The following is a 15,791-nucleotide window of genomic DNA, read 5'->3' as shown; positions in this document are numbered from 1 at the left end:
TCCTCTCAATTATTATTCTAAGGACTTAACTAAGAGGTGTCCATGAAACTATACTAACTCCAGTTGAATAACCAATACTTACTTTCATTTCGCGAAATTAACCTCTGCTCAAACAGGCGTTATAAAATTAAGCTTTTTTCGCAAGAATTTTTGTTATTGCTGCAAAGTTTTACTAGTGAAGACTTGGGCATGTGTTGTGCACACCAATACACGGCTTTTATCATAGTGTAAAATTGCTTAGTTAAGAGTTTAAACCCAATATAAAGGAGTGTTTATTTTGCACGACCATTTACTTCAGGCTGCGGGTCATCAATATGTCATGGCGAATCGTTGTGAACGATTGAAAAATGCTTGTGCTAGTAATCCGTTGCTATGGCACCAATATGCCGAATGTGAATTTTATCATAAATTTCTTGCACACCATTATCAAGCAATGCACCATGGGGCATCTCCGTATTAATTTCTCATTTAATGCTGCTTCGGCAGCTTTTTTAATTTACTAAGCTAAAGGGGATCGATAGTGCAATTACCGTTTTTATCAAAAGACCGGTTTTTCTTTTGGTCAAAAATCAACAATAAACGATAACATAGCCATTTCAAAGGCTCTGTTAAAGTCACTTGTTGATTTTGGTATTCAGCTAAGGAGGATAGCTTAATAATGATGATACCACTTACTTCCTCTATTCATTGCTGATATATAAGCTCCTCATTCTGAATAATCATGCATACGAATATAAGTATCCCGGTTCATGTTGTAGATTTAGGCTGAGTAAGCAAAGCAAAAGATTGCACCTAACAGAACGACCTGTCCAGTAGGAGGGAGCTTTTCGCAAATAGCTTCTGTCAGATTTACTTGGTAAGTAAAAGGCCGCTCAAACTGAGCGGCTTTTTCTTCAGGAGGGAGAGGGGGAGCGAAGGTTTTAGAGATAGCATCTGTGAGATTTACGCATTCTCAGTTATACCCATTAGTTTTCGCAACCTTCAGTAATAATCACGAGCAGAACGAAAATAACAAGAACGAAGCGAATGCTTGTAAAGAACATACTATCACCTCCCATGTTCAATGGAGTGAACTACACTTCATGCGATGGAGGAATTGAAAGTGTTGGAGTATCAAAAAAAGGAGCGAATGGTTTCTGCTATTCAAAATGTAGTTTCCATATATACTATGATTTCCTTTTATCTTTGTTATGGACAAGTGTTGAAAAGACTGTGTTTTGGGGTATATACTCGATACCCCATGGAAAAATCAGCATTTATTAAATGAAGAAAAAGAATGGAAATAACCACCTACGAAATCGCCTGAAACGACGGAACCGCCTGAAAGGACCTCTAAAGAACTCTTCCCCTTGAACATCTTTTGCTTTAACATTTACATTCTTATCAACCATTTGAGCAGAAGGATCCGTCACCGTATAAAAGTTTGGTAGTAATACTGTAACACCCTTGTTACCTACGTTTTCAATCTTTCCATAGAAGGCACCGGACTTTGTATGGATTAGTGTCCATTTGCCTACATTTTTACTCAACTCTTGTCGAAGATTGGCCATCTAGCATCCTCCTTTATTGATGAATTACTACAAATTACGCAGATTAACAATTACTTGTCCTAGTTGATGGCCTGTTTTACTTTAAAAGAGCGAAAACAATTTCAAAAAAAGGATGGACAAGTGTTTAAGTATTTCCCATATCACAGCAAAGCACAATGCCAGTAGTAATTATTATTAAAGGATACCCTATGTTATCTGTGTAGGCGACAAAGAGAAGAGAGGTTCCGCCTCGGTGCGGAATAGGGTATTGCCTTAACACTTGTTTACATCCTTATGCATAGTTTGTTATTATCCGAGCAGGATAAAGAGAATCAGAATCTCCCCGAAAAAACTCATTCTTGCCTCCCAAAAAAACCTCTTTTGAGGTTTTTTGTTTTATTGGTACGTCCATTTGTAGGTTCTTCACCAATTTTTAGAAAGTAAGGGTGTTCGTCCAATCTCGGCCGCTTGAATCTACATAGTATGAATTGTAGTTCAATCAACTATATATGGGAGGTAATATTATGGGATTCTTTCGTGAAGAAGGAATGGCGTTCATTCTGGTTCTGTTTATCCTCTTGGTTATCATTGCGTGTGCATGTGAATAATTAACCGGGAATATAAAGAGAGCTCACCTAAACGGTGGGCTCTCTTTACTGTACATTCTCAATGTTATCGGACGTAATCCCTTTTACACTGCACTCGTAATATTTTGATCAGCAACATGGGACTCGTTAGTATTTGTTGAACTAACACCATTAAAGTTTTCCATAAAAATAGCTGTATTACCGGAACCTGAACCTGAATTTGTTCTTGCACTACTTTTGGGGGCAATAATAAGCGATTCATCCAATATTATGCTTGCACCGTGGTCCATGGTTAATATCTTTAGAAATCCAACAACTGACGACAAGAGATCACCCCTCTCATAACGTTATCGCGTTGCGTAATCTTCTTCTTACACTGCACTCGTAATATTTTGATCAGCAACATGGGGACGATTAGTATTTGTTGAACTAGTTCCATTAAAATTTTTCATAAAATCGGCCGTATTACCGAAACCAGAACCCGAATTTGAAGATGAAGAGGTTTTAGGAGAAAAAACAGCAGTTTTTTCCGCAACAATTGTTGCACCATTATCCATGGTCCCTATAATAATACCTCCAATGAATGAAGGCAAAGTCATCACCCTTTCTAACAGGATTTTAATTATACTATGATGAGATTTGCCCAGGAGTTAAAGGTTTAATTTTGTTCGTTTTTAATTTAAAGACGCATATCAATTTTCTGGATTGAAAAAGTAAGACAGCTCTGTAATGCATTGCACGGCTTTCTCATCGTACTTTGACAGTGTTTAATTTTCGGAAATACATTTTTTGGGCGAACGTACATGGTGTTTCCGAGCATAATCTGTAGCGAATGATGGGCTAAAAACAAAAAGGAGTGTTTTTTATGCATCAATATCCTTATTACGGGTACCCATATCCTGTTGAGTATCATAGTTATCCGTATTTAGAACAAGAAACCTTGGGAGTAACTGCACCTGTTGTTCACCATGGTTTAAAAGAAGCACAAAAAGTCTCTTATTCCCACGCACTACAAGAAGCAGTAGCTATAAGCTACTTAATGGGAAAGGGATATAACTTTCTAACAGCATGGCAAATTGTAGAGTCATGGTGGAAACGAGGAGGCTTCAGGGAGCAAGAGGAAAGTTAAAAAGCTCAGCAACTAAATGTGTTGATATATGATAAATGAGTTTAATTCCATGGTTTTTTATAACGGACATTATATCCTCCCTGTAACTAATCAAAAGAACAGAGTACCTGAATAAAGTCAGTTCCTTCTTGAACTAACGGGGATCAATAGTGCACTACGGCTGCTTCCGCAGCCTTTTTTCTTTGTTCAACTCCCTCACTCAAATAGAGATTGCTCACGAATGCTCGCTAATTCGCAGGATTTCATTCCACTTGATAGCATTAGAGAAGAGGAGTGAAGAGGGTTAGGACCGTTTTAGCAATATGAGGGCAGAGGAAACAGAGGATCGTGTTAAAATCCCATAATATTCCACATGATGCACGCATTCTCCACTCTGTCGCCAGAGGCTTTCCCTCCCATATCTCAACGGGTCATATTTATACGCCCTCTCATTGCTTCGTCATGCCTATCCAAGGGGTGGAGGCCGGTTTTGCTATCGGAACGGGTCACTGCCCTTTTGTTGAACACATCCAGTACTCCGTGCTTTCTTTGATATCCTGCGAATAAGCCAACCTTCGGAACAACAATGGTAATTTGATGACAATGTTAGACTGCTACTGGTGTAACCGGTAATACCCTTGCTGGGGTATAAGTTGATCCATTACGAGCTATTCCAACTAAGATACGGGCTAGTTTACCACACAATTTCATGATGGATTTCATTTTCTTTATTTTCTTCTCCTCTCATTGATAGCGTGTAAAGTCTTAAATTCAGGGTTATTCATAACCAGGCTCATCGTCGCTAAATAGAGAAAACGCTGGAGGCGTGACCTTCCTCGTTTAGAAATCACAACTTGTCCTTTCCACTTACCAGAGCTCGCCTCAACGAGATGCAAACCCGCATGGCGTAAGAGAGAGTTACCGTGAGCGAATCCACTTAAGTCTCCAGCTTCTCCTAAGATTCCAGCCAGTGTAATGTCACTAATCCCTTTAATGGCAAGCAATTGCTTGGCGAAAGGAATTTGTTTAAGCACGTCAGCCACTTCTTGTTCAACTCTTTCGAGTTGGGTTGTTGCCAGATCGTATTCCTCTAATAATTGCTGTAAATGAAGTTTATAAGCATCATGTGCTTGTTGGGTACCGATTGAATGTTTAGCCAAATCAATAAGTGAAAGAGCTTTTTTAATTCCCGGTTGTCGTTTCATCAGTGATATCCATTCCGTTAACGATATTTTGAGGCTGTAATGAACGCAACTCAAAAGGTGTGGGAAATAAGCGAAGGGTTGCGATTGCCCCTTTACCTGACGACGTCTTTAAACACTTCTCGGAGTTCAGGAAAAACAACATCCACCCAACGATTTAATTGGTTGATTGGACTGACGAGACGTTTGACAATTACGTCACGGTTAGACATAAGGACCCGAAGTTTTTGGAATGATTCCGAAGTTGAACGAACAAAAGCATAGTAGCCATTCTTAACCATATCGGCGATCACGAGAGCGTCTTTTTTATCACTTTTTGATTGGGTATTATCTCTATTTTCTTTATTCTTTTTTACAAGGTGGGATTGACTGTCACTACATCTATTTTTTGCTCTGATAGCCATTTTCAAAGGGCCATCCAGTAATGACCGGTAGGTTCCATTCCCACAATAGCGGTGTCAAGGCTGTTAGTACGTTTCAGTTTGTTGATCCAATCCGATAATCTAGTAAATCCTTCTTCATTATTTGTAAAAGTCAGAGGAGCACCTACCACTATGCCTCGATAATTTACAGCTCGGGCCACGTGAAAGTGTTGTGCAATGTCCACGCCGACAACAAGATGATGATCGGAAATTCTTTCAATAACTTCATAGTAGGGCTTCCTCCTTAAGATGAGTAGGTTGATTTGTGTGTACTCTCTTCATACTTAGGGGCTCTGTTTTTTTCAAAGCTGGTAATAACGCTCTACAGGAATGCTATAGAGGGAGGATAATCGAATAACAATATTAATTTAATTACCTACGTTCGATAATGTTTTATATGTCAGCTAGCAATCGAATTGGTTTTAAATCGGTTGCTTTGTTTGAAAATTCTAATGCAAATAGGAAGGCTTTAGAAATGGATCCCAAATCATAAAACTTCCGATAAGGTCTAAAATCCCACTCAATAAACTATACCAACCTATACTCATTCTCATTATCCAATCTATCTCATCCGAATCAATGGAACGAACTCTATCCCCGCTTCCTGATACATCAGAAGTAATATTTGTATCCTCTACAAAAGGTGTTTTGTTTAAAAATGCTACTCTTGGGTATAATAATGGAAGCAAGAATAACTTGTTATAATGTGAGATTTTTACACGCTAGGAGGCAATAAATTTGGAACGTGGTAAAGTAAAATGGTTCAACAGTGAAAAAGGCTTTGGATTCATTGAGGTTGAAGGTGGAGAGGACGTATTTGTTCACTTCTCAGCGATTCAAGGGGAAGGGTACAAATCGTTAGATGAAGGGCAAGAAGTTGAGTTTGAGATTGAACAAGGTCAGCGAGGACCACAAGCAACAAACGTCCGTAAAGTCTAAGGAATCAAGCGATAGACAGACTCTATTTTAGGGTCTGTTTTGTATTTTTGCCAATAAAGTAAAAAAACCTACTCGAGAAGAGAGTAGGGTATAAACAAGTAAAGTTAAATGGTTCCTATCAGTATCGCACTATTGTTGAAAATAAATACCTCTGTGTTATATCCAATTTTATTTTTTTAAACAGGTTCCTCTTCTTAGCTATATACAGCCACTCTCTTAGTAACTCCTTATACAATTTGTTTACTTTACCATTTAATAGAATAAAGCGTTATTTAAATATCAAATCCACTTGTTTAACGGGGATCCATAGCTCAATAACTAAAAGCGGATTTTTCTATGGATAGCTTTTGATTCGAAATGGATCATGATGGAACCTTATACACCGTTATACAGTTTGATTTTTAAATGTAGGGTTTTCGACAGCCTGAAAAATCCGATCTAAGAAACTCTTAAATCAGATTTTGGTTGTTGAGAAACCGTTAATAAATCACCTACAACTTAAAAACCGACCTTCCTATAAAGAAGGTCGGTTTTTAAGTGAGTTCAATTATTTTGTTGAGATTCCATTCACAATTTGAGTCAGTGCCTCGGTGATTGGTGTACCTGGACGACCTAGAAGTTTTTCGAAATCATTGCTCTCGATTTCTAGTGTGCCTTCTCGAATGTCTTTCTGGATGTCGACAAGCATAGGAATAAGGAAATCTGGTACGCCAGCACCTTTCATAATATCGGCATAAGTAGCGTCATCAACCTGCTGCACAGGTACTTCTTTACCCAATACAGTGCCAAGAGCAGATGCAAGTTCTTCATGAGTCAATAACTTACCAGAAAGCTCATAAATTGTGTTTTCGTGCCCGTTACCAGATAGTACCGCTGCAGCAGCCTTTGCGTAATCTTGTTGTAGTGCCCAGCCTACCTTGCCATTTCCTGCTGATGTCACCCAAGGAGCTTCTGCTAGGACACCTTGAATGCTTGAAATTTCATTCTCCAAGTACCAGTTGTTGCGTAAGAAGGAGTAAGGAATGCCTGTTTTCAAGATCGCTTTCTCTGTTGCCTGATGCGTTGGAGCAAGGAAGTTTTTACTTTCCTTTGCGTTCGCTAAGCTAGTATAAGCAATAAATTTAACTCCAGCACGCTCTGCCGCAGCAACCGCATTTGTGTGCTGTCGAATTCTTGTTTCATTGTCTCCATCCGCAGAAATAATTAATAAGCGATCGATACCTGCAAAAGCAGTATCCAATGTTTCTGTACGGTCGAAATCTCCTTGACGAACTTCTACTCCACGAGCCCGTAATCCTTCCGCTTTCTCTGGATTTCTAACACTGACAGCCAGTTGATTTGCCGGTACAGTTTTTAATAAGGTCTCCACAACTTTTGATCCCAATTTTCCTGTTGCACCTGTTACTAACATTTTCATTGCTTACTCCTCCAAATATGTTTTGTTTTAGTAATTATCGTTATAACAGACTTGGTTACAACAAGATTATTAGAAAACTTGGCTGACGCCAAGCCGCAGGCGAAGGTCGACAGCCTTAGTTGCCCTTATGTGTAAGGATACGCATATACTTTCCTATCCACTAAAATAAAAGCTCTTAAAGAGCTCTCATTTATTTGAACCTTGCCGTCAGTTGGCTCAAAGTCGTTTGTGCCAACCTTTGTTCCATAGCGGATTGAGCTTCTTTCAATTCAGATTGGAGAACCAACTCAATGTTTCGTCCGACTGGGCATTGATAATTGGGGTGTTCATGAATGCGAAATAATTGGTTCTCTTCAGTTACATTCACAGCCCGATAAACATCAAGAAGCGTAATTTGTTCAGGATTCTTGAGTAAAGAGGCGCCTCCTACTCCAGCACGTACTTCCAATAAACCCGCCTTCTTTAACATTCCCATAATTCTTCGAATGATGACAGGATTCGTATTTACGCTGCTCGCGATGAAGTCCCCGGTACAATCGTTCGAACTGACAGCAATCAAGGAAAGGATATGAACAGCTATAGAAAAGCGGGTGCTTATTTGTTTCACATGCACCACCACCGTTGTAACTATTATGGTTATATCCGTTGAAAAAGTCAAGTTCAATGACTATAGGAATTATTTTATTGATATTTTTTTTACCGTCGTCGAAGTGAAAAATTACGGGATGAAGGTTCTTTACCTGTATTGTCCGCTGGTATTACTGTATAAATGCCCAACACCAGAGCCATTCCTAAAAGCCCAATCGTCAAATATGTCCATCTCCACGAACTCACTTGGGCAAAATAACTTCCGAGCGGCACTCCTAAAATCGTAGAAGATGTCATAGCTGCCATAATAATCCCCATTACACGCCCTCGTTGTTCATACGAATAATGATCACTGATGTAAGCAAGTACATTTGGTTGAAGCATCCCTGCTCCCATTCCAGTAATAGCTCTTAGCAACAGCAGTGTGTTAAAGTCACGTCCTATTCCTAGTAGAGCGGTTCCGAGTCCAAGAAATAACATTCCCGAACAAATCATTTTTTTTCGTCCACATTGATCAGAAATTGTACCAAATAACGGAGCACATATCATATAAACAAAAGCATAAGCTGTAACCAACAACGCACCCATATTCATTGAGATATGAATAGATTCTGTCATCAGTGGAATTAGCGGAACCGTAATAATGGAGTCTAATCCGATAAAGAAAGAACAAAGTGCTAAAATAGAGAGAATAGGTTTTTTCTCTTTAACTGGATGCAGCTGATGCTCTATATCAGACATGTTTAATCCTCCTTCTATAATAGAGGCTGAAGCCCTTTCTTTATACTCTGATGGTTGCAAGCGTTAAACCTGCATCCACATTTAGTGTAGCTCCTGTAATGAAGCGGGCCTGCTCAGATGCGAGAAATAGGACCGCCTGTGCCACATCTTCGGGATTCCCTGTTGTGTCAAGAGCATTTAATCCTTCAGATAATTCATGCATTTTATTAGCAACTTCCACGGGCATTCCGGCAGTTACATTGAAATCGGACTCTATCACGCCAGGTTGAATCAGATTTACTCGAACACCACGTTTCCCCCAAGAAGCAGCCATTCCCTTTGTTAATGCTGCTACTGCTCCCTTACTCGCCATATAAACGAATTCATTTGCAAAGGGTCGACCCACTACTGCTGAACCCAGATTTACAATGTTTCCCGATGTCTTCTCTAAATGTGGTAATGCAAGTAATGAAAGCTTATAAACAGCCTTAACGTTGACATCAAATATTTGATTAAACTCTTGGTCTGTAGGTGTTCGGCCAAAAACTCCCATTCCAGCATTATTCACCAATACATCTAATTGACCACATGTACTGAGTAACTTTTCTAAGGCTAATTTCAATTCTTGATTGTTTGAAACATCTGCTTGGAGAGGAACAGCACGCCCCGGAAGAGGTTCAATTTGTTGAACAAGTGATTTAATCCGTTCCACACGGCGTGCGAGAAGACCAACAGTAGCCCCTTCATGAGCGAAAGCTAAGGCCGTACTTCTTCCTATCCCTGCACTTGCTCCCGTAATTAAAACAACTTTATTTCTAAACATTTATTTACCTCCTAATTGTTATGTCGTTTATAATTAACCAATTAACTAAACTAGATGAGGAGACCTTTGGATAATTTATCCAAAGGTACATTAATTAATAATTGAGTAGATATTGTGGAATATGTAGCGGTCTGTGTTCATTTTCTATTCCAAAACTCTAAAAATAATTTAGTTTTCGTAATAAAGTTAAAAACGTAGATTGCTCCTCTGTGGTTAATGGTTCTAGTGCAGTGGCTATAGTTTCTTCATAAATGGGCCATGCACGCTCAAGCACTTCTTTTCCTTTTGAGGTTAGATAGACTAATACACGGCGGCGGTTTGATAAATCAACTTCACGTCGGACCATATCTATAGACTCTAGTGCTTTTAACAACCCACTTATGTTGGCTCGTGTAACCGCCAAATCATCTCCCAGTTCAGAGGGGATTGCACAACCTCCAGCATCATGTAATGCAACTAAAAGACAAAGACGTCCTAATGTTAGATGTAATGGCTGAAGTTTCTCTTCGAGTTGACGGACTAATGTTGCGTTCGTCTTATATAAAGTTAAGAATAACTGAACTTGCTGAATAGGATTTGAAAATGGACCCCATTTTGGAATGATAGCTCACCACCCATATTATTAGCCGCTTAACTATTTATAAATGAATCTTACGCCATCATTTTCCTATTGTCAAGATCAAGACCTATTCAATTTGATAAATTCTACACCGTTAAAATACTAACAACTATTTCTGTGATGAATTATTGTTTGGCCTCAAAATATTCAATATCATTTCTATAATGGTCGTATGCCGCTTTGTATTCCATAACGCGGGCTACCTCAGAAATGAAGGTTTCGTTATAACCGGCTCTTCTCAACAGATGAAAGCCCATTTCCATACCAGAAGCGATACCACCTGCGGTTACTATTCTGCCAGTATCAACTATTCGGGCCCGACTTATTTTGCAAGCAGGTGCTATCTCAGCAAGTCGATCGATCGGCACTTTACCCATTTCCGAGGCTTCGAAATGATCGGGTTCTTTACGGTTTGTTGCGGGAATGCCATCCAAGAGTCCCATTCTGCCGTAAATCCATGAACCTGTACATACACTTGTAAGTAGAGTTGTTTCGGGAAGAGACCGGATGAATTGATGTAGCCGTTTATTATTTGTTTCTTGCCGTGTGCCAAAGCCGCCGGGTATTAGAAATGCATCCATATCAGGCATATCATTGAAACTGTAGTTGGGATATACAGTAAGACCCGCTTGCGTCTGAACAGGTTTCATTGCGTCTGCTAGAAGAAAAGCATCTAATTCTGGGTCAAATCTTCTTGCAACTGAAAATACTCCGTATGGACCTGTGTAATCAATAATTTCTGCATCCTTGAAAACGTACACACCTAATCTAAATCCCTGTTTTTTGCTCATGTTTTTTCCTCCTTTTGCATTCAACATAGCATAAAATATTTCTTTCTCCTCTACAGGAATTAAGATATCATGAATTTAATGATTTTACTTATGAATACATACGATATAATCTATTTCGATTCTCGATATCAAAGGGGTTGTTTACACTATGATTGAGTTATTAGAAGGGAGATTTTTTAAAACATTTATCGCGGTGATTGAAGAGAAAAACTTTAGTCGAGCCGCAGATAAATTAGGTTATGTTCAATCGACCGTAACCACTCATATTCAGTTATTGGAACAAGCTTGTAAGCAAAAATTATTCCATCGATTATCCAGGGGTGTAAAACCTACAGAAGCCGGTTTGAAACTTGCTAAATTCGCGTACCAATTTATTCATTTAGGTATGTCTTTAGAGGAAGCGTTGAACGAACTGGATCAGCCCCATGGAACCGTACATATTCGTATGCAAGAATCTTTTTTCTTAACACGAATGTCTTCGCTTATTCAAAAATTTATAGGTCACCATCCAAAGGTTAAATTAAGGCTAGAAACAGGATTTCAGCAAGATATTCTTAACCGAGTTTTAGAACATGCTGTTGATTTTGGTATTGTTCCTCGAAATCCGCAACGGAATGATCTCATTTTCTATCCTTTAATAGAGGAAAAATTAATTTTTATTGCCTCTAATACATTGGCACAAAAAGTTGAATCTAAAGGATTAGATACTCTAGATGATGAAATCGTAATAAGTTTCGGAACAAGCTGTTTATATCATACACAAGCTAGTAAGCTATTACAGGAAGCTGGAATTCAAAGAAACAGTGCACTTGAGTTTCCCAGTATTGAAATGATTAAACAGTCTGTGAAATGTGGAATTGGTTTTGCATTAATTCCAGAAATAGCTGTCAGAAAAGAACTTGAAGAAGAAGAATTTAAAGTGTTACCATTATGTCCGCCAATTTTCTCTACACACGGACTTATTGTCCATAAAGATAGAGAGTTAAGCTTTCCGGCAAAATTATTCAAATCCCAAGTAATCAACCATTTCGTCTAAATGTTTCCGAAGAAAAATCAACATTTGGTTAAATGCGTTTCTAGCTGATTCTTCGTTATATTCAGGTGAGAATGGATCGCAAAATCCATGTTGCCCATTAAACTTATTAACCACGACGTTATCTCATAACATTGTTCTTTTACTTAGATGCCAGTTTGTTCCAAATTCATCTTCATTAACTGTGCAATTTGCTTAGAATTTTCATCCCCTTGTAATTCTAAAGCATTTATAACTCTTTCTTGTCTTTCCTTTGAATGGTTTTGACTTAACTTCCATTTACCTTCCAGTTTTGTTATTTGAATTTTAAATCCCACAACCGCTTTAGATAGGTTGTCAATGAAAGAAGGATCAACCAGATCCATATTCCACGGATTAGGCATTGAAGATTCATATCGATTAACTGACTCAGCAAGAATTTTAGCTAGTTGGTTGTTATCCTCAACCAACTCTAACTTTCCATAAGCATGAACAGCTACATAATTCCAAGTAGGAACTGCTTGATTTGTTTCGTACCAGGAGGGTGAAATGTATGTATGAGCACCATTGAAAACTACTAAAATTTCATTTGTAATTTCTTTCCAGTGTGGATTTGCTTTTGCCATATGACCATATAAACACTCCTCTTTCCTGTCTAATAATAAAGGTAAGTGAGTAGCAAATGGAGTGTTATCTTTTTGAGAAAATACGATCGCAAAGCTATGCTTCTCCATAAAATCATAAATGGCTTCTTTTTCAGTAACCTCAAATGATGACGGGATATACATATATTGATTACCTCCTAAAAAGTTTATATGAATATATATACAATAACACAAATATTTAGACAGGTGTTTGATATTCATCCATCTTTACGTCGGAGTTGTTTTCAATCTTTAAATGTATCTTTCGTCCACCCACTCTATTTTGTTCTCTTCGTGTCCTCTACATCAAATACACAATACACACAATCCCCACAACAACAGGAATCAATAGAACTGATCCTACAAAAGGATAAGCCGCGAAGCAAAGCCCGCATGCAATTCTGGTTTCATCGCAACCAGTTTCGCTTGCTTCCCTGTTAATTCGATCGGTGCGATTAACAAAATCGGTCTCTCCTTTTCCTTTGATTATTAATGGATTTCATAGACCAACCAATCACTTAAATGTCCACCCAGTTTGTTATAGAGGGCTTGCGCCACAACATTATCCTTCGCTGTCTCCCATTGCATATAGGCAAAGGAATGCTCACGGATGTATTTCAAACAATGGAGGAACAGAGTTTCCCCAACCTTTTGACCTCGCGCTTCTGGATGGACAAACAAATCGTTCAGAATGGCTACCCTTTTAACTTTAAGAGTACTAAACGTAAAATATAAGGTTCATTCATTCTCCATTCATTCAAATTTTTCGATTTGGTGCATGGTACACAACGACACGCGCTTTCTCACCTGCAACAACCTTGCCAGGTCGCTCAACAGTACAGAAAATTCCCTTTCGTCCAAATTCGCAAGGTACAAAGCGTGTGGCGAGTTTCGGACTGTCCCTATACATTTCCTGAATCACTTCGCGAGATTGGCTACAAGGAAATTTTCTCCTTCACAAACCAAGCTAGCTCCACTCGGGAATAAAATGCAACTACCAGGTGGTAACAAAACTTTCGGGAGTGTTCCCAATACAAACGGATTCAACGATCACTTCATGCGATTTTCACATCCTATCACCCCTACATTCACTTTCTATTTTTGATAAAATGATTGTAATATGGAATTGACCTGATACGAAGTGTCAGTTTTGATGATGTGTATGGGGACAGATGGGGGACGGTTATGTTTGAAATCACACCTACATTATATGACTCTGCAAAGGAACCGATCTATTTGTAACTCTACCGATATTTTACGGGAGAGATTCATGCAGGCCGCATGGCTGCTGGCACTCAATTGCCATCCGTTCGCAAGTGTGCTGCTAATCTAAAAATTGCACGAAACACGGTCGAAACAGCATACCAACAATTACTTGCGGAAGGCTACGTGGAAAGTAAACCTCACAAAGGGTTGTATGTGATCGCATTGGAGGAGGAATTCAACAAAGCCTTCGGTGCAAATTCTTTTCCTGTTTCAAAACAAATCTTTCAAACATCCACAGAAATCATCTATGATTTTCGTCATGGAAATATCGAACTGGACGCATTGAGTGTCGTCAACGAAGCGAATCCTACGCCAGAACTCATCAATTGTTGCTGTATCCATTCATTCCTTAAAAAGCTTTAACCAGTGAGGGTGTTTATCATTTTCATAGACCCATACGATCCAAATATCAAACGATTTGCCAATTAAGTTATTGATTTATAAGCACCTTCCCAACCTTTATGATGTAAAAACTGAATTGAATATGAATACCGTTTGAATGGAGAATCTTTATGCTCTTTTTACATTTTTCAGAACACCTCTCATGAATAAGTACTGAACGTTTAATATATAGGAAATGGGGATGAATAATGACCTTTGAGATTTGGATTTCATTCGTTTTCGCTTCAATGCTGATTATTGCAACACCAGGACCAGTTGTAACTTTATTGATCACTACGAGTATCAGTAGGGGTAAAAGTGCTGCACTTTTTATGATTCCCGGTACTTTTTTAGGTGACTTAACAGCTATGCTTATGTCATTTGCTGACGTAGGTGCTATACTGCTGACCTCTCCAACCCTTTTTACTGCGATGAAACTAGTTGGAGCGGCCTATCTCATTTATCTAGGTGTACGTATTTGGTACGATTCTGACCGTAATTTAGCAACTAAAGAAAAACTCTACGCTAAAAAAAGTATCTGGCAGAATGCGCAATAAGCCAGTTGAAAAAGACAACTGTGATACTATAAAGCTATTATTTCAGGTGGGAGGAGAGGTAACACATTAAAAATCGAATTGAAACATTCACGGGCTCAAAGCATTTTCGGCTGAATCACGTCGCTGAGGGTGTATTTGCAGCAATCTCGGTCCCTGGTACCGGCTCTGTAGGGAATGCAGCAATCATTGATCTAGGTGATACAACGCTTGTGGTGGATACCTTCAACACAATATACGCTGCAGCGGATTTACATGCAGCTGCAATGTACCTCACGGAAAACCCAGTTTCCTATGTATTCAACACACATTGGCACAGTGACCATACGAGCGGGAATCAACTCTTTACCCCCCAGGCCCAAATAATTTCCACATCTATCACACATGAAATTATGGCCACATTCGGAAAAAACAGGTTAGCCCAGCAGTTGTCAAACCCGGAGCCGATTTATCAGGCTATCGATGAAGTCGAGGAGAAAATCAAACAAGAGACGGACGAAAAGTTAAAAAAAGAAATGCAATGGGAAAATGCTAGTAACCGTGAGTACATGAAAATACTCCCCAATTTGGTATATACACTACCAACGATTACCTTTGATCAACGGATGAGTATTATGGTAGTGATCGGACCGTACAGCTCATCACGTATGGCGGCGGTCACACGCAAAGTGATGCTTTCGTGTACCTGCCTGAAGAAAAAACTGCCGTAATGGGAGATCTGGTGCTCTCGAAGCATCACCCTGTAATGATGAATGCAAATCCCCAGGTATGGATAAATATTTTAGAGCGAGCCGAACTACTTGGTGTAGAAACTATCGTACCAGGACATGGCGAAGTTTGCTCAATAAAAGCACTTCATGAGGTGAAAGCTTACATAAACGATATCGTGGCATTGGTGGCGGAAGCCGTTCAAAGTAAGAAAAGCATTGATGAGATTTCAGTACCAAAAGCTTATCAAGACTGGTACTTTACTACATATTTTAAATCAAACTTGAAAAGAGTTTATGATTTGATCACTAAATCAGCGGATTAAAAAGGGGGTAAAGGACACAAGGCAAGCACAGCATCTTTGGGGAAGTTGTTTCTAACAGGGTGTCTCCTTTTACAATTTCGACTATAATGAGCATTTTTGGTTTATTTATGTTCCTACCTTTTTCAATCATGAAGCAATTAAGTTCCTAAAGGCTCT

18 protein-coding genes and 2 pseudogenes are annotated in these 15,791 nt (G+C 39.0%); 8 read left to right on the top strand and 12 right to left on the bottom strand.

Features of this window, described 5'->3' with window-relative positions:
- Positions 1-1,259: 1,259 nt before the first annotated feature.
- Entirely contained in the window at positions 1,260-1,550 is a 291-nt protein-coding gene (locus PP175_RS03615; protein WP_272441481.1) for a hypothetical protein, read from the bottom strand.
- Between the two features lie 488 nt (positions 1,551-2,038).
- Here PP175_RS03615 and PP175_RS03610 point away from each other — a divergent pair, with 488 nt between their 5' ends.
- On the top strand, positions 2,039-2,137 hold the full coding sequence (locus PP175_RS03610; RefSeq protein WP_334314183.1) for a YjcZ family sporulation protein: 99 nt from the start codon (positions 2,039-2,041) through the stop codon (positions 2,135-2,137).
- An 83-nt stretch (positions 2,138-2,220) separates the two neighbouring features.
- Here the strand turns inward: PP175_RS03610 and PP175_RS03605 are convergent, their stop codons facing one another.
- Positions 2,221-2,442, bottom strand: a complete 222-nt coding sequence (locus PP175_RS03605) for a spore germination protein (RefSeq protein ID WP_272441480.1) — start codon at positions 2,440-2,442, stop codon at positions 2,221-2,223.
- Positions 2,443-2,487: 45 nt separating this feature from the next.
- Positions 2,488-2,709: a spore germination protein gene (locus PP175_RS03600; protein ID WP_272441479.1), complete on the bottom strand. Its 222-nt coding sequence runs from the start codon at positions 2,707-2,709 to the stop codon at positions 2,488-2,490.
- A gap of 272 nt (positions 2,710-2,981) precedes the next feature.
- Here PP175_RS03600 and PP175_RS03595 point away from each other — a divergent pair, with 272 nt between their 5' ends.
- Complete coding sequence (locus PP175_RS03595; RefSeq protein WP_272441478.1) at positions 2,982-3,245, top strand: hypothetical protein; 264 nt, start codon at positions 2,982-2,984, stop codon at positions 3,243-3,245.
- 585 nt (positions 3,246-3,830) lie between these two features.
- On the opposite strand, the pseudogene PP175_RS03590 reads toward PP175_RS03595, so the two are convergent.
- A pseudogene (locus PP175_RS03590) lies at positions 3,831-5,099 on the bottom strand (IS110 family transposase).
- Positions 5,100-5,586: 487 nt separating this feature from the next.
- On the opposite strand from PP175_RS03590, the gene PP175_RS03585 reads away from it, so the two are divergent.
- Positions 5,587-5,787, top strand: coding sequence for a cold-shock protein (locus PP175_RS03585; RefSeq protein ID WP_272441477.1), 201 nt, complete (start codon positions 5,587-5,589; stop codon positions 5,785-5,787).
- 547 nt (positions 5,788-6,334) lie between these two features.
- Here the strand turns inward: PP175_RS03585 and PP175_RS03580 are convergent.
- The 6 genes from PP175_RS03580 to PP175_RS03555 form a co-directional block, all read right to left on the bottom strand.
- Positions 6,335-7,204, bottom strand: a complete 870-nt coding sequence (locus tag PP175_RS03580) for an SDR family oxidoreductase (protein ID WP_272441476.1) — start codon at positions 7,202-7,204, stop codon at positions 6,335-6,337.
- A 190-nt stretch (positions 7,205-7,394) separates the two neighbouring features.
- Positions 7,395-7,811, bottom strand: a complete 417-nt coding sequence (locus PP175_RS03575) for an Rrf2 family transcriptional regulator (protein WP_272441475.1) — start codon at positions 7,809-7,811, stop codon at positions 7,395-7,397.
- 89 nt (positions 7,812-7,900) lie between these two features.
- Positions 7,901-8,533, bottom strand: a complete 633-nt coding sequence (locus PP175_RS03570; RefSeq protein WP_272441474.1) for an MFS transporter — start codon at positions 8,531-8,533, stop codon at positions 7,901-7,903.
- A 40-nt stretch (positions 8,534-8,573) separates the two neighbouring features.
- A complete protein-coding gene (locus PP175_RS03565) occupies positions 8,574-9,335 on the bottom strand; it encodes an SDR family NAD(P)-dependent oxidoreductase (protein ID WP_272441473.1) in 762 nt (253 codons plus the stop codon).
- A gap of 157 nt (positions 9,336-9,492) precedes the next feature.
- Complete coding sequence (locus PP175_RS03560) at positions 9,493-9,906, bottom strand: MarR family winged helix-turn-helix transcriptional regulator (protein WP_272443170.1); 414 nt, start codon at positions 9,904-9,906, stop codon at positions 9,493-9,495.
- A gap of 173 nt (positions 9,907-10,079) precedes the next feature.
- On the bottom strand, positions 10,080-10,745 hold the full coding sequence (locus PP175_RS03555; protein ID WP_272441472.1) for a DJ-1/PfpI family protein: 666 nt from the start codon (positions 10,743-10,745) through the stop codon (positions 10,080-10,082).
- A gap of 148 nt (positions 10,746-10,893) precedes the next feature.
- Here PP175_RS03555 and PP175_RS03550 point away from each other — a divergent pair, with 148 nt between their 5' ends.
- Positions 10,894-11,781 (top strand): LysR family transcriptional regulator, encoded by an 888-nt coding sequence (locus PP175_RS03550; RefSeq protein ID WP_272441471.1) that lies wholly within the window; start codon positions 10,894-10,896, stop codon positions 11,779-11,781.
- 143 nt (positions 11,782-11,924) lie between these two features.
- Here the strand turns inward: PP175_RS03550 and PP175_RS03545 are convergent, their stop codons facing one another.
- Both PP175_RS03545 and PP175_RS03540 read right to left on the bottom strand, forming a co-directional pair.
- The gene (locus tag PP175_RS03545) at positions 11,925-12,545 is read right to left on the bottom strand and encodes an FMN-binding negative transcriptional regulator (protein ID WP_272441470.1); all 621 of its coding nucleotides are present in this window, start codon (positions 12,543-12,545) and stop codon (positions 11,925-11,927) included.
- Between the two features lie 345 nt (positions 12,546-12,890).
- Positions 12,891-13,097, bottom strand: a pseudogene (locus PP175_RS03540) (GNAT family N-acetyltransferase); the annotation flags it as partial.
- 570 nt (positions 13,098-13,667) lie between these two features.
- Here PP175_RS03540 and PP175_RS03535 point away from each other — a divergent pair.
- The 4 genes from PP175_RS03535 (at position 13,668) to PP175_RS03520 (ending at position 15,635) form a co-directional block, all read left to right on the top strand.
- Positions 13,668-14,030, top strand: coding sequence for a winged helix-turn-helix domain-containing protein (locus PP175_RS03535; RefSeq protein WP_272443168.1), 363 nt, complete (start codon positions 13,668-13,670; stop codon positions 14,028-14,030).
- 227 nt (positions 14,031-14,257) lie between these two features.
- On the top strand, positions 14,258-14,605 hold the full coding sequence (locus PP175_RS03530; RefSeq protein WP_272441469.1) for a LysE family translocator: 348 nt from the start codon (positions 14,258-14,260) through the stop codon (positions 14,603-14,605).
- Between the two features lie 212 nt (positions 14,606-14,817).
- Complete coding sequence (locus PP175_RS03525; RefSeq protein WP_272441468.1) at positions 14,818-15,312, top strand: MBL fold metallo-hydrolase; 495 nt, start codon at positions 14,818-14,820, stop codon at positions 15,310-15,312.
- Positions 15,282-15,635: an MBL fold metallo-hydrolase gene (locus PP175_RS03520; RefSeq protein WP_272441467.1), complete on the top strand. Its 354-nt coding sequence runs from the start codon at positions 15,282-15,284 to the stop codon at positions 15,633-15,635. Before PP175_RS03525 ends, PP175_RS03520 begins: the two co-directional genes overlap by 31 nt.
- Positions 15,636-15,791: the final 156 nt, after the last annotated feature.

The sequence above is a fragment of the Aneurinibacillus sp. Ricciae_BoGa-3 genome, assembly GCF_028421645.1.
Taxonomy (GTDB): domain Bacteria; phylum Bacillota; class Bacilli; order Aneurinibacillales; family Aneurinibacillaceae; genus Aneurinibacillus_B.
The sequence above is the reverse complement of the archived record's forward strand: the minus strand, read 5'-3'. Positions and strand labels throughout refer to the sequence as shown.

What these genes read in the sequence shown, in the direction of transcription:
- PP175_RS03615 (WP_272441481.1), bottom strand. Translation starts at nt 1,550, where the DNA reads ATGGCCAATCTTCGACAAGAGTTGAGTAAAAATGTAGGCAAATGGACA.
- PP175_RS03610 (WP_334314183.1), top strand. Translation starts at nt 2,039, where the DNA reads ATGGGAGGTAATATTATGGGATTCTTTCGTGAAGAAGGAATGGCGTTC.
- PP175_RS03595 (WP_272441478.1), top strand. Translation starts at nt 2,982, where the DNA reads ATGCATCAATATCCTTATTACGGGTACCCATATCCTGTTGAGTATCAT.
- PP175_RS03580 (WP_272441476.1), bottom strand. Translation starts at nt 7,204, where the DNA reads ATGAAAATGTTAGTAACAGGTGCAACAGGAAAATTGGGATCAAAAGTT.
- PP175_RS03570 (WP_272441474.1), bottom strand. Translation starts at nt 8,533, where the DNA reads ATGTCTGATATAGAGCATCAGCTGCATCCAGTTAAAGAGAAAAAACCT.
- PP175_RS03565 (WP_272441473.1), bottom strand. Translation starts at nt 9,335, where the DNA reads ATGTTTAGAAATAAAGTTGTTTTAATTACGGGAGCAAGTGCAGGGATA.
- PP175_RS03555 (WP_272441472.1), bottom strand. Translation starts at nt 10,745, where the DNA reads ATGAGCAAAAAACAGGGATTTAGATTAGGTGTGTACGTTTTCAAGGAT.
- PP175_RS03550 (WP_272441471.1), top strand. Translation starts at nt 10,894, where the DNA reads ATGATTGAGTTATTAGAAGGGAGATTTTTTAAAACATTTATCGCGGTG.
- PP175_RS03545 (WP_272441470.1), bottom strand. Translation starts at nt 12,545, where the DNA reads ATGTATATCCCGTCATCATTTGAGGTTACTGAAAAAGAAGCCATTTAT.
- PP175_RS03530 (WP_272441469.1), top strand. Translation starts at nt 14,258, where the DNA reads ATGACCTTTGAGATTTGGATTTCATTCGTTTTCGCTTCAATGCTGATT.